Here is a 13,555-nt window from a genome sequence, read left to right as displayed (position 1 = left end):
GCTTGTTTGACACGATCTGCGCCAGGATTCAGCCGGCTGCGTCATCCCACGGGAGGAGCGCCGTAGCCTCACCGGTGATGACCACCCTGCCGTCCTGGTTGGTGCAGGTCGTGGTGAGCACCACGCGATTGCGGTTCAGATCCAGGGACTGGATCTCTGCCGTTGCCGTAATGGTGTCGCCGATGTGTACCGGGGCCAGGAACTTGATGGTCTGCCCCGTGTAGATGGTGCCCGGTCCGGGCAGTTTCATGCCGAGCACGGCGGAGATCAGTCCCGCCGACAGCATGCCATGGGCAATGCGTGTTTTGAAGTGGGTCTTCTTGGCGTACTCCTCGTTGGTGTGGGCCGGGTTCAGGTCCCCGGTGATACCGGCGAAGAGATATACGTCGCTCTCAGAGATGGTGCGGGTGACAGACGCCTGCTGCCCCACCTGAAAGGTCTGGCTCATACCTGCCTCCTAGTTCTCAATGGGATAGGTAAACCATTCCCGCGGGAAATACTGGAGATTGTCTATGGACAGGGGCAGCTCCTCGGACTCGATTTTCTCCACGATCTCCACCACCTTGTGGTTGAACGGGGTCGGGATACCGTGCTGGTCGCCGGTCTGGCAGACAAAGCCGTTGATCATGGTGACCTCGGTCTTTTTGCCCTTCTCCAGATCCTGGAGCATGCTGGCCTTGGCCGTGTGCATGTCCTGGTACATGACCTGGAACATCTGCTGGTCGGCCTGGTACATGGCCTCGTCAATCAGGTCCAGGGTGTCCGGCGACTGCTCGTTGAGCAGCAAGGGCAGATGGTAGCCCGCCGCCTCACAGCACTGCTTGACCTCCCGTCCCAGGTAGCTCAGGCAGGCCCGGGACACCGGGTTTTCCAGCACGCCGCCGAAGGTAGCGCCGCACACGGCGGACATGCCGCTCATGCAGGCGTTGTTGATCAGCTTGCCCCAGCGGGAGGCCATGAGCCCATCCGTCACCTTGGCCGGACGGCCCATATAGCCCAGCACATCCGCCACCTTCTGGATGCGGGGGCCGATGCTGCCGTCCATCTCACCGATCTCAAACAGGTGGTCGTTTTTCTCGATGTTCTGGGTGAGCTCCGACGTGCCGGGCCCCACAAAAGTGGCGCCCCAGAGGACGGTGCCGCCCACGGTGCGGTTCTGGCCCACATAGCCGGCCACATAGGGCTCGGGGACACCGTTCTGCAGGGTGCAGACGGTGCTGTCCTCCCCCAGATGGGGCGGCAGGGCCGGAAGCACCTGGTCGTTGGCCGTCTGCTTGGTGAACAGGAACACCAGGTCGTAGATGCCCTCCATCTGTTCGGGCGTCATCGCCCGCACCGGCACAGTCTTATCCACAGTACCGACGATGTGGGCCCCCTTTTCATTCAGGGCATCCACATGGGCCTGATAGCTGTCCACCATATCCACCGGACAGCCGTTGGCGGTCAGATAAGCACCCAGGACCGTTCCCATGGCTCCGCAGCCTAGAATTGCGATTCTCATAAAAATTTTTCCCCTCCTTTCTGAAATCTGCTCTGAATACTTGCAAATTTCATGCCAAATTTTTTGACAGAGCCGAGACCGCCTCCTCTCCTCTCCCTTCTTGTAGATTCGCCCCCGCCATGCTATAATGACAAAATCCAAAAGCCGGACGCCCATGCTGGCATCTGTTTTGCACAGAATCATCCTGATTGGCCCTGCGTAAAGGAGGAGATTGTACTGTGAATCTCGGCCCGTTTTATGAACTGATGCTGGACAATATTCCCGACGGCATCTACATCCTGGACAACCAGGGGAACTACCTGTTTGCCAACAGCGCCTACATCCACATCATCGGCATGAGCAAGGCGGAGCTTCTGGCCTACAACGTCCACGACTTCAAGACCAGCAACCAGATTGATTTCTGTATCTCCGACGTGGTCTATCGGGAGAAGCGAAGGGTGGTGATGTTTCAGGATGTGGACATCGCCAACAGCCAGCGCAGCAACCCCTTCCGGCAGCTGGTGATCTCCAACCCTGTGTTCGGCCCGGACGGAGAGGTGCAGAATATCATCGCCATCTGCAGGCCCATTGACACCATCAATGATTTTTATAACGAGGCCATGACAAGGGGAACCATATCCACCTTCTCCGGCCCGGGAAGGGACGAGGGACTCTCAGGCAGCCGGGACGACATTGTGGCTGAAAGCGACGCAATGAAAGAATTGCTGCGGGTAGCGCGGGAGATTTCGGACTTTGACACCTCTGTACTCATCAGCGGGGAGTCCGGCACCGGCAAAGAGGTGATCGCCCAGTATATCCACAGCCACGGCCGCCGCGCCGGGCGGGAGATGGTGGTCATCAACTGCGCCTCACTCCCGGAAAATCTGCTGGAGGCAGAGCTCTTCGGCTATGAGAAAGGGGCCTTTACCGGCGCTTCTGCCACCGGGAAAAAGGGCTTGATCGAGGCGGCCGACGGCAGCACTCTGTTCCTGGATGAGATCAACTCCCTCCCCATTGCACTGCAAGGGAAGCTGCTGCGGGCCCTGGAGACCAAAACCATTCAGAGGATCGGCTCCACCTCCCTGAAAAAAGTGGATTTCCGCCTGGTCTCCGCCACAAATGAAGATCTATGGAAAGCGGTGGAGGAGAAGCGGTTCCGGGCAGATCTCTTCTATCGTCTGAATGTGATCCCTCTGGAAATTGCGCCCCTGCGGGAGAGAAAAGACGACGTCATACCGCTGGCCCTGCATTTTTTGTCCCATTACAACAAGAAATACACAAAAAGCAAAACATTTGCTGGCAATACCATGCAGGAAATGAGGAACTACGATTGGCCGGGCAACGTGCGGGAGCTGAAGAACTTTGTGGAGCGCTCCGTTGTGATGAGCGCTGGGGACTATATCGAAATCACCAACATTCAGGGCATCGCCGCCAGCCATGACAGGCGGGTGGGGTTTGACCACCGCTCCGCGCCGCCTCAGAGCTACGGAGTTCAGATGCCCATATACCAGCAGCTCTGGGGTAAGGGACTTTCACTTCAGGAATATCTGGAGCGATGCGAGCGGGAATATGTCCAGTACGCTCTGACCACATATAAGAGCTCCTATGCTGCAGCTGCCGCCCTGGGCACCAGCCAGTCCTCCATCATGCGGCGGAAGCGAAAATACTCTCTGTCCTGACCCCCGCCCACCCCGGCGGCAAGTCGCCGGTCGGTTCAACGGCGAGTCGGAATCGGTTCGTAAACCGATTCCGACTCGCCGTTTTTTGCGCCCCATTCTTATAGAATTCTATTGCGGAGCCCGTTTTTTCTCCGGTTGGCACGTCGTTTGCAAAGACAGCATACAGACACCCAATCTATACTTGGAATTTTAGGAGGAAAATCTCATGTCTGATCTGAAAAGAAAGCGCGTTATCTCGGTAGCTGTCACCGGCTCCTGGCCCACCCACGACGACAACCCCAACGTCCCCTTCACCCCGGAGGCCATCGCCGAGGACGTGTACAACTGCTGGAAGGCGGGCGCCGCCATTGCCCACATCCATGTGCGCAACGACGACGGTTCGCCCTCCACCGACTTTGCCAAGTACAAGGAGACCGTGGAGCGCATCCGCGCCCACAAGGACTGCGACATCTGCATCAACATCACCAGCTCCGGCAGTGTGGACTTCGGGGACGAGGAGCGCATCTATCCCCTGCAGCAGCTGCTGCCCGAGCTGGCCTCCTACGATGCGGGTACCCTGAACTGGCAGCACCGCACCGTGTTCATGAACCCGCCCTCCTTCCTGGAGAAGCTGGGCTATGCCCTCCAGGAGAGCAACATCAAGCCGGAAATCGAAATCTTCGACGGCGGCATGATCCAGAACGCCATCCACTACATCAAGACCGGCGTGCTCAAGGCCCCCTGCCACTTCCAGATCGTCCTGGGCTGCGCCGGCGGCCTGCCCAGCACGGTGGAAAACCTGGTGTTCCTCCGCAACATGCTGCCTGAGGGCTCCACCTGGGCGGCCTGCGGCATCGGCCACGGCCACCTGCCCATCATGCTGGCCACCATCGCCATGGGCGGCCACCTGCGCGTGGGCATGGAGGACAATGTGTACTACCGGAAGGGCGTCCTGGCCGACAACAACGCCCAGTTCGTGGCCCGCGCCAAGCACCTGCTGGAGGAGGCCGACCTGGAGGCCGCCACCCCCGACGAGGCCCGCAAGATCCTCGGTCTGACCCGGAAAGTGTTTTAATCGCGAAAAGGAGTGTTTTTCATGAGAACAGCAGTCATCGGTATCGGTTCTCTGGGCACCATCATCGGCGCCCTTATCACCAAGAACGGCGGCCAGGTGGACCTGGTGGACTCCTATCAGCCCACCATCGACGCCCTGCGGGCCAAGGGTGCCACGGTAACCGGCACCATGGAGCTGAACGTCCCCGTGTCCGCCCTCCACACCGACGAGATGGAGGGGGTATACGACCTGTTCCTCCTGACCACCAAGCAGACTGCTCTCCATACCGTCATGCCCCAGCTGATGGAGCACATGGACGAGAACAGCCTGGTGCTCACCCTGCAGAACGGCATCCCCGAGGAGCTGGTCTCCTCCTACGTGGGCAAGGAGCGCACCGCCGGCGGCGCGGTGGGCTGGGGCGCCACCTGGCTGGAGCCCGGCGTCTCCCGCCTCACCTCCACCATGAAGGTCATGGAGAACTTCGCCTTTGAGATCGGCGAGATCGACGGCTCCGACACCCCCCGCATCCGGGAGGCCCAGAAGATCCTCAACCTGGTGGGCCACACCGAGGTGCTGGACAATCTGATGGGCATCCGCTGGGCCAAGGTACTCATGAACGCCACCTTCTCCGGCATGTCCGCCGCCATGGCGGATACCTTCGGCGCGGTGCTCAACGACGAGACCACCCTGCGCTGCATCGCCCACATCGCCGACGAGACCGTCCGGGTGGCCAACGCCTGCGGCGTGCGCCTGGCCATCATGCAGGGCACCGACTTCGAGGAGCTCAAGCTGGACTCCCCGGCGGACATCCCCTCCAAGTTCCCCATCTACCACAGGGTGTGGGATCAGCACGCCGCCCTGAAGGCCAGTATGCTCCAGGATCTGGAGAAGGGACGCCCCACCGAGATCGACTTCATCAACGGCATCGTCTGCCGCAAGGGCGATGAGATGGGCATCGACACCCCCTACAATGACAAGGTGGTGGAGCTGGTCAAGCGGGAGGAGCAGACCGGCGTGCTCCACACCATGAAGAACAAGGAAGAATTCCTGCCGCTTCTGGCAGCTGACGACCAGTGAGGTGTTAGCATGAGCGACCTGAAGAACAAGACGATCATCACCGTGGCCACCACCGGCGCCTGGCCCACCAAGGCAAACAACCCCAACGTGCCCATGACTCCCGAGGAGATCGCCGAGGACGTGTACGCCTGCTGGAAGGCCGGCGCCGCCGTGGCCCACCTGCACATGCGGGACGACGAGGGCAAGGGCACCATGGACAAGGAGAAGTTCCGCAAGACGGTGGAGCTGCTCCGCGCCAACCACCCCGACTGCGACATCATCCTGAACATGACCACCTCCGGCGATCTCAACGCCACCGAGGAGACCCGCCAGATCCACCTAAAGGAGCTGCGCCCTGAGATGGGCTCCTACGACTGCGGCTCCATGAACTGGCTGCACACCTCCCTGTTCCTCAATCCCCCCTCCTTTCTGGAGGAGCTGGGCAAGAACATGCAGGAGTGGGGCGTCAAGCCGGAGATCGAGGCCTTTGACCCCGGCATGATTGCCAACGCCGCCTACTACCTGAAGAAGGGCGTGCTGAAGGCCCCCCTGCACTTCCAGTTCTGCATGGGCTGCGCCAACGGCATCCCCGGCTCCATGAAGAACCTGATCTTCATGAAGGAGACCATGGAGTCCCTGTGCCCCGGCTCCACCTGGAGCTGCTTCGGCGTGGGCCACTCCGCCATGGAGATGCTCTACGGCGCCGTGGCCCTGGGCGGCCACATCCGCGTGGGCATGGAGGACAACGTCATGTACTCCAAGGGCGTGCTGGCCGAGAGCAACGTCCAGTTCGTGGAGCGCGCCGCCCGCGTCGTCCGCGAGTACGGCAAGGAGGTCGCCACCCCCGCCGAGGCCCGTGAGATCCTGGGCTTGGGAAAATGAGCGCGCCATGGCCCAACAGACTGTGATCCTGACCGCCGCCGTCACTGGCGCGGTTCACATCCCCAGCATGTCTCCCTACCTGCCCATCACGCCGGAACAGATCATTGACGAGGCGGTTGCGGCCTGCCAGGCAGGCGCCGCGGTGGTGCACCTGCATACCCGCGACCCCCAAACCGGCCAGCCCACCGGCGACCCGGTCCTGATGCAGCAGGTGGTGGAAGGCGTACGCAGCCGCTGCGACGTGGTCATCGGAATCACCACAGGCGGCGCCATCGGCATGAGCAGTGAGGAGCGCCTGGCGGCCCTCCCCGTGGCCAGGCCGGAACTGGCCTCCTGCAATGCCGGATCGGTCAACTTCTGCTTTGCCCCCATTGCCGACAAGATCAAGGAGCCCAAGTTTGACTGGGAAATCCCATTTGTGAAGAACACCTACCGGGTACCCTTCGCCAATACCTTCCAGGACATCGAGGACTACATGGCCATCATGGCCAGGCACAACGTCAAGCCGGAGTTTGAGGTCTATGAGGCGGGCATGATCAGCAACATCGACTATTTCCTCAAACGGGGCATGGTGAAGCCCCCCGTCTACCTCCAGTTTGTCCTGGGAGTGATGGGCGGTATGCCCGCAACCATCGCCAACCTGAACTTCCTGGTGGAGACCGCCTATAAGGTTTTGGGGAAGGACTTTACCTGGTCCTGCGCCGCGGCGGGAAAGACCCAGTTCGACCTGGTCACTGCCGCTATCTGTCTGGGCGGCAATGCCCGTGTGGGCCTGGAGGACAACCTCTACCTGGGCCGCGGTGTGCTGGCCAAGTCCAACGCTGAGCCCATCGCTAAAGTGCGGCGCATTGCCGAAGAACTGGGCCGTCACGTAGCATCCCCGGACGAGGCGAGAGAAATTCTCTGCCTGACACAGGCATAAGGGAGGAAAGAAGTCCGGAAAATCCTGGGTTGATAAGCGAGGAGCCTCTGCTATACTGAACAGCACTGAATCGCAGGAGCGGTCTTGGAGAGACTGAGGACCTTTTTACGCAATCCCCTCGGCATGGCAGAACCGGTGAACTTTTTGTGTCCCGAGGCAAAAAGAAGACACGGATGTGAGGCAGAACGGGGAAACGGCAGTCAGCCTGTGAACTGCTCCAGATAGTGTGGACAGAACAAAAAAGAGCCCTGGTAGGAAATATTGAGATTTAGGTGGAGAGGCGCCGCGCCAGCGGCGCCTCTCCAGTTTTTTGCAGGATGCGTTCATGGCTGCAAAAGTGAATGTATCGGTCAATTATCTCATTGTCCTGGGGAAACAGCAACAGGCTTGCATCGATAAATGCACTCTGTTCTGCTTCCATTTTCTGCGGCGGCGGATATCTGGGAATAAACCATACTTCTTCATGACCCGCAGCACTGTTTTGGGATCACGGAAAATATTCTGGCTTTTCAGCCACAGCCGCATCCGCCGGTAGCCATAGGTACGGAAGCTGCATTCCTGTTGCTGTGCGATGATCTCTGCAAGGGCGGTATCCTTCTCGGACCTGTCCAGGCAGTGGACAAGGCATAGTAGCCGCTTCTGGATACTGAAAAGAATTTGCACATGACTGGCACTGAATACTCTGTTCTGTAACGATATATGGTGTGGTATTTTATCTTTGCCCTCACCGCCCTCCTGTAAACCGCAGAAAATCTCGCAGTAATCTGTTTTCCATCTGCAAGCGCTGAATCTCATACGCCTGCTTTTCCATGACCAGACCCCCTGATGCAGCCTGTTTTCCTACATCAGGGGGTCTTTTATCACTGCCCATTTTTACTGGACCAGTTTATCGTGGAGGCCGTTTTCTCTTTTAGGTGAGGCGCGTTATTTAATATGCGGGGCGTCCAACAGGAAACAGTACGAAATGAGCGACCGAGTATCGCGGTTTTGGCCAGAAAATCCGTAAGATGTTTGCCAGCGCGAACTGCTAACGAGGGTGGAGCAGCTAACAACCCAGAGTGGCGAGTGCACAGGCTCTTCAGATCCTGCTGCGTCAGTCTCCCAGCTTCAAGCCTCATTGATTAGGGCTTTTATGCGTCCCCATCATTGGCCGCTTTGAGGTCCTGGCGTTACTATTATCCATCGAGATGTTCTCTAAGTTAATCCTATACCAGATATAACTATCTCCTGCCTGAGCAAATGAAGACGTCCCGTCTTTCACTCAAAATGAAGTGTCCCTTCTTGTTGATCATACGTTGCCGCAGAAATCCCAGAAGCGCTTTGCAGCCCCGGATAGAGTGCGGCCCTTCTTAAATATCAAGCCAAGGATCCAGGGAAATTCAGGATTTTTCAATGAGATACAGCGGACCCGATCATTGTAAAGTTTTTCAACCAATGGCCTCCCGATAATCGTAACACCTTGATTCTCTGCAACCATCTCAAGCAGCAGATCCCACTGAGACGAGGTGAAGGCTATATTGGGGGTAAAGCCGGCTTCTTGGCAACGGACGATAATCTGATCGTGGAACATGTAATCTTTTGATACCAATAACATGGGCTCATCTTTTAGCTCTAAAAATCCGACAGTCTTTCGCTTTGCCAGCCGGTGTTTTTGAGAAACCGCTAGGACTGCATCGGAACGATAAACCGTTTTCAATTGCATATGAGGATTCTCATATGGCTCGACAACTACCCCCAAATCAAGCTGTTCGCCCATAATCATGGCTTCAATTTTTTTGGAGGTGCCTTCATATATCTGCAAATTGATTTGTGGAAACATTGCTCTGTACTCATGCAGGATCTTGGAAAAAAATACGCTTCCAACCGACGGCGGCAGGCCAAATTTAATGGAGCCCTTTGCCTGCTCTAGTAAGGAAAGCAGCTCAGTCGTGCGGCTGCCACAGTAGTTTAGAACATCTACTGCGTAGCGATATACAGTTTTACCTTCCTCGGTCAGGCTCAGTTCCTTGGGGGCACGGTTGAATAGGACAACACCAAGCTCTTTCTCCATGGAGCGGATGGCTTTGCTCAGCGCTGGCTGGCTGATGAATAATTTCTCTGCGGCCTTTGTGAAACTTTTTTCTTCTACAACACGCACAAAGTATTCCAATTGAATTTGTTTCATAAGTAAGCGTGACCTCCCCATGCAGCCAAAGCGGGATTCAACTTCCCAAGCCATATCCACTCTAGACAAAAAGAACATTCGTACAACGGGGCGTGTTGTGCTTTTATTGTAAAGTATATGGAAGTGTTTCGCAAATGTCTTTTTGATATAGCCAGAAAAAACATGGCAATTTGCGTTAAATCCACGGGTGCTATGGCGGGTAAGAGCTGCTGAAGTAATAATGTTTTTGTAAAATATCCAATACAAATTTCGGGAATTCAAAGCTATTTCAAATTATTCTATCATATAACTTTGATTCATGCGACGATAAAAAAGATGTATTTATCAAATGACGCGATTTGAATTATAATCAAATCACCAAAACAAGAAGAACAAGGAAAGGTAATTTGGGGCAAATATGACAACACATAAAGGGGGATGACAAGAAAGGAACTGTTCCACACGGACAGGAGAAGATTTCAGCACCGTATAAAACAGAACAAATATGAAAGGAACTTCATTCCATGAATCAGTACGAGGAGTTATACCAAAAGAAAAAAATGACCGCCGAGCAGGCCCTGGAGCTGATTCGAGACGGCGACTATATGTTCTCCGCGCAGGCCGCCGCCGAGCCCCAGGCAATCTTGTCCAAGCTTCAGCATCTGAAGAAGACCGGCGTCAAGGGCACCACTCTGAACACCTGCCTGCCCATCCAGTACTACGATGCCATGAAGGACCCCGAAATGAGAGGCATCATGGATCACAGCGGGTGGTTCTTCAATGCCGGACTTCGCGACGCACAGAAGCGAAAGCTGGTCAGCGCCGTGCCCCAGAGCTCCACCTCTGTCCTGCGAAAAACCCTTCAGCGGATCCGGCACGACGGCCGGCGGCCCGTGGTGATGGCCACCGTATCTCCCATGGATGAGCACGGATACCTGTCGCTCTCCATCAGCGCGATTTACGAGAGAGATCTGATCAATCAGGGCGCGCTGGTCCTTCTGGAGGTCAATTCCAACTTCCCAAGAACGTTCGGCGACACACAGGTACATATCTCTGAGGTGGATGCCCTTGTGGAGTCCGACCGCCCCATTCCCGTGTCGAAGCTCACACCCTATACCCCGGTGGATCAGAAGATCGGCGAGTATGTCGCGTCCCTGGTGGAAGACGGCTCCACCATTCAGCTGGGAATCGGGAATATCCCCAATGCGGTGGCCAATGAGCTCAAGAGCAAGAAGCACCTGGGCATCCACACCGAGATGTTTACGGAGACCATGGTGGATCTGATTGAGTGCGGCGCGGTTGACAACTCTCAGAAGGGCTTTATGGACGGGTACTCCGTCTGCTCCTTCACAATGGGGAGCCAGAGGCTCTATGACTTTGTCAACAACAATCCGTCTGTGCTCTTCAAGTCCGCCACCTTCTCCAACGACCCCTACACGATCGCCCGGAACAACAAGTTCGTCTCTGTGAACGCCAGCCTGGAGATTGATCTTACCGGCCAGTGCGCCTCTGAGACCGTCGGCAACCTTCAGTGGTCCGGCACCGGCGGCCAGTCCGAAACCGTGCAGGGCGCTCAGATGTCCCCCGGCGGAAAATCCATCATCGCCATGCACTCCACCTATTCCACCACGGATGAAAATGGGAAAACGGTGCTCCACTCCAAGATTGTGCCCTTCCTGGCCCGCGGAGCGGCGGTCACCACCTCCAGAAACGACACCGACTATGTGGTCACCGAGTACGGTATCGCATGGCTGCGCGGCCTGAACATCCGCCAGAGAGTGGAGGAGCTCATCAAGATCGCCCACCCCGATTTCAGGGACATGCTCCGGGAGGAAGCCGAGAAAAACATGATCTGGTAAGCCGGATCCGCCAGTGGGGAGAGTTTACGGGACAACTTCGCCCCAAAATTCCCAATAAAAGTATGAAATGATAAATAATGGGGTTTATATGAGCGATTTGGGTTTTCACATTCAGACCTTCCAAGCGGAGGACGGCGCAGAGCTCTCCTATGTGGACGTCGGAAGCGGACAGCCCATGATATATGTCTGCGGGTTTGGAAGCACCATAGAATCTCAGGCGTCCTTCATCGAGGAGATGTCGTCCAAGGGCAGAATCCTTGTCTTTGACCAGCGCGCCTTCGGCATGACACCGGCCGCAGGCGAGATGGGGATTCACCGGACTGCCCGGGATGTCAGGGCCCTGATGCTGCACTTGAATCTGGATTCAGTCATCCTTTACGGCTACTCCATGGGGGCCGCGGCGGCCTTCTCCTATGTGCGGCAGTTCGGCACCGACCGAATTTCCAAAATCATCCTCGGGGATATGTCGCCCAAGCTGATCAATGAGGACGGCTGGAACCTGGGCCTGTATCAGGGGCACTACACCCGGGAGATGTACGAACGGGATCTGGAGTGGATCCGCAGTGACTACAAGCGCTTTGCGCTGCTGGTCGCGGAGGGGCTGCTGTTTCCGAACACGCCCGAGGGCCCCCGTGACTTTACCGGATGCGCGGACGAGATCCGCTCCCGGATTCTGCGCCGGCGCAGCGATCTGATCGCACAGACGCTTATCAAGGGGATGGTGGACATCACGCCTGAACATATGGCGGCCAATTATCACTATTGGTTCACGATGGCGGGCGAGGATTTTCGGGACGTTCTGCCTGAGATTGACGTTCCGGTGCTGATCCTCTATGCAGATCCCGGCTCCGGATACTGCCCGGGCACGGCAAAATACATGGGAGAGCAGATCCCCCATGCGGAGCTGATGCCGGTGTATGGGTGCACCCATATGGCGGCCTCCGAAAATCCCATGCAGTGGCGCGGGGCCATCGCGGCCTTCGCCTTTCGCTGACGCGGAATTCTTCCGCAGAGATATAAGACGATCAAACCAAGACAGAGAGAGGAGAAACTATGGAAATCATCAGCGTAATCGGCATGATTCTGGGTGTTGCAGTCCTGATTTACCTGACTTTTAAGGGAATCAACGGCTTCGTGGCATCCATCGTGGGTTCCATCATTGTCATTATAACCAGCGGGCTTCCCTTTTGGGAAACCCTGACCGGTACTTATGCGGCCTCCCTGGGGAGCACCTTCGGCTCCTATCTGTTCCTGTTCACCATCGGCTCGGCCTACAGCGAGCTGATGAAGAAGAGCGGCGCGGCCGAATCCATTGCAAACTTCCTGTTCAGATTCCTCGGCGTGAAGGCCACCGTCGCAGGCACCCTGATTATCACCTTCCTGCTGGCATACGGCGGCGTAAACGCCTTCATCATTATTTTTGCGGTGTACCCTGTCGCGGTTCCCATGTTCCGCAAGGCCAATGTCTCCAAGCTCTTGATGCCCGCCATTTTCCTGTACGGCGCTGTGGTTCTGAATGTCGTCACCCCCGGCGCCCCCTCCATGCTGTGCATCGCGCTCTCCGAAAAGCTGGGCGTCACGACTTTTGCCGCGCCCACGATGGCCATCGTGCTCCTGGTGGTGGCGTTTGGCTTCGGCATCTTCTACTTCACCTGGGCCGCCGGCTCTCTCCGGGCACGCGGCATCGGGTTTGTGGCATCTGAGAGCGATGCCGAGCTGATTGCGGGCAGCACCAGCGGCAAGGAGCTGCCGCCGATTCACCTTGCCCTCCTGCCCTATATTGTCATCATTGTTCTGAAGCTGGCCCTGGCCAATGTCATGAGTGCTTCCGACGGCATCAATACCGCTATGGCGGTGGGCGCTGTGGTTCTGATTATTACCAACTACAAATACCTGAAGGGCCATATCGCGACGGATATCGTAAATGGCTTCCTCTCCAGCATCAATCCCCTGCTGCTGACCGCCGCGCTGATGGGTTTTGCCTCCGTTGTCAATGCCTGCGCAGGCTTCCAGTACTTCATGGACCTGGCCATGCTGATGGCCGATAAGATGAACCCCTACATCTCTGCGGTGATCGTGACCAACGTGTTCTCCGGCATCACCGGCGCCTCCCTCAGCGGTACGCAGATTTTCTGCAGCACGATGGCCGACCAGTTTATGTCCCTGGGCACTGTGAATGCAGAGGCTCTCTACAAGGTTGTCGGCATGGCCTCGATGGGCATGGATACGCTGCCCCACTGCCCCACCTTTGTGATGGAGGCCCAGGTCTGTGGCGTGACCACCAAAGAGTCCTACCCCCATGTTCTTATTATGACCGTCATCACCCCCATTGTCCTGGCTCTGATTGCCGCCGGAATGGCAATTATGGGAATCATCTGATACCCTCAGAGTAACGCAGGGCGGAAATGGCTTGAGCGGGCCAGTGTCAATTTACATAGACGCTGGCCCCTCTTTTCTATCAGATGGAGCGTATTGGCATAGAAAAACGCAGAAAGGAACTG

11 protein-coding genes are annotated in these 13,555 nt (G+C 56.9%); 8 read left to right on the top strand and 3 right to left on the bottom strand.

What is annotated here, in order from left to right; genetic code table 11:
• Window positions 1–28 precede the first annotated feature (28 nt).
• Both B5E42_RS07325 and B5E42_RS07320 read right to left on the bottom strand, forming a co-directional pair.
• A complete protein-coding gene (locus tag B5E42_RS07325) occupies window positions 29–448 on the bottom strand; it encodes a MaoC family dehydratase (RefSeq protein ID WP_087238152.1) in 420 nt (139 codons plus the stop codon).
• A gap of 9 nt (window positions 449–457) precedes the next feature.
• Window positions 458–1,501: a ketopantoate reductase family protein gene (locus tag B5E42_RS07320; protein ID WP_087238148.1), complete on the bottom strand. Its 1,044-nt coding sequence runs from the start codon at window positions 1,499–1,501 to the stop codon at window positions 458–460.
• A gap of 218 nt (window positions 1,502–1,719) precedes the next feature.
• Between B5E42_RS07320 and B5E42_RS07315 the strand changes: the two genes are divergently transcribed.
• From B5E42_RS07315 to B5E42_RS07295, 5 genes are all read left to right on the top strand, one after another.
• Entirely contained in the window at window positions 1,720–3,159 is a 1,440-nt protein-coding gene (locus B5E42_RS07315) for a sigma 54-interacting transcriptional regulator (protein WP_242967053.1), read from the top strand.
• A gap of 205 nt (window positions 3,160–3,364) precedes the next feature.
• The gene (locus B5E42_RS07310; RefSeq protein WP_087238146.1) at window positions 3,365–4,213 is read left to right on the top strand and encodes a 3-keto-5-aminohexanoate cleavage protein; all 849 of its coding nucleotides are present in this window, start codon (window positions 3,365–3,367) and stop codon (window positions 4,211–4,213) included.
• A gap of 21 nt (window positions 4,214–4,234) precedes the next feature.
• Window positions 4,235–5,269, top strand: a complete 1,035-nt coding sequence (locus B5E42_RS07305; protein ID WP_087238144.1) for a 2-dehydropantoate 2-reductase — start codon at window positions 4,235–4,237, stop codon at window positions 5,267–5,269.
• Between the two features lie 9 nt (window positions 5,270–5,278).
• Complete coding sequence (locus tag B5E42_RS07300) at window positions 5,279–6,130, top strand: 3-keto-5-aminohexanoate cleavage protein (RefSeq protein ID WP_343214181.1); 852 nt, start codon at window positions 5,279–5,281, stop codon at window positions 6,128–6,130.
• A 7-nt stretch (window positions 6,131–6,137) separates the two neighbouring features.
• On the top strand, window positions 6,138–7,052 hold the full coding sequence (locus B5E42_RS07295; protein WP_087238142.1) for a 3-keto-5-aminohexanoate cleavage protein: 915 nt from the start codon (window positions 6,138–6,140) through the stop codon (window positions 7,050–7,052).
• 1,288 nt (window positions 7,053–8,340) lie between these two features.
• On the opposite strand, the gene B5E42_RS07285 is transcribed toward B5E42_RS07295, so the two are convergent.
• Entirely contained in the window at window positions 8,341–9,216 is an 876-nt protein-coding gene (locus B5E42_RS07285; protein WP_162613928.1) for a LysR family transcriptional regulator, read from the bottom strand.
• Window positions 9,217–9,719: 503 nt separating this feature from the next.
• On the opposite strand from B5E42_RS07285, the gene B5E42_RS07280 reads away from it, so the two are divergent.
• The 3 genes from B5E42_RS07280 to B5E42_RS07270 all read left to right on the top strand — a co-directional run bounded on the left by B5E42_RS07280 (window position 9,720) and on the right by B5E42_RS07270 (window position 13,433).
• A complete protein-coding gene (locus tag B5E42_RS07280; RefSeq protein ID WP_087238136.1) occupies window positions 9,720–11,054 on the top strand; it encodes an acetyl-CoA hydrolase/transferase C-terminal domain-containing protein in 1,335 nt (444 codons plus the stop codon).
• A gap of 88 nt (window positions 11,055–11,142) precedes the next feature.
• A complete protein-coding gene (locus tag B5E42_RS07275) occupies window positions 11,143–12,048 on the top strand; it encodes an alpha/beta hydrolase (RefSeq protein ID WP_162613927.1) in 906 nt (301 codons plus the stop codon).
• A gap of 59 nt (window positions 12,049–12,107) precedes the next feature.
• Window positions 12,108–13,433 (top strand): GntP family permease, encoded by a 1,326-nt coding sequence (locus B5E42_RS07270; protein ID WP_087238132.1) that lies wholly within the window; start codon window positions 12,108–12,110, stop codon window positions 13,431–13,433.
• Window positions 13,434–13,555 lie beyond the last annotated feature (122 nt).

The sequence above is a fragment of the Flavonifractor sp. An10 genome (assembly GCF_002161215.1).
Lineage (GTDB): Bacteria > Bacillota > Clostridia > Oscillospirales > Oscillospiraceae > Flavonifractor > Flavonifractor avistercoris.
This window is presented reverse-complemented; position numbering and strand designations above follow the sequence as displayed.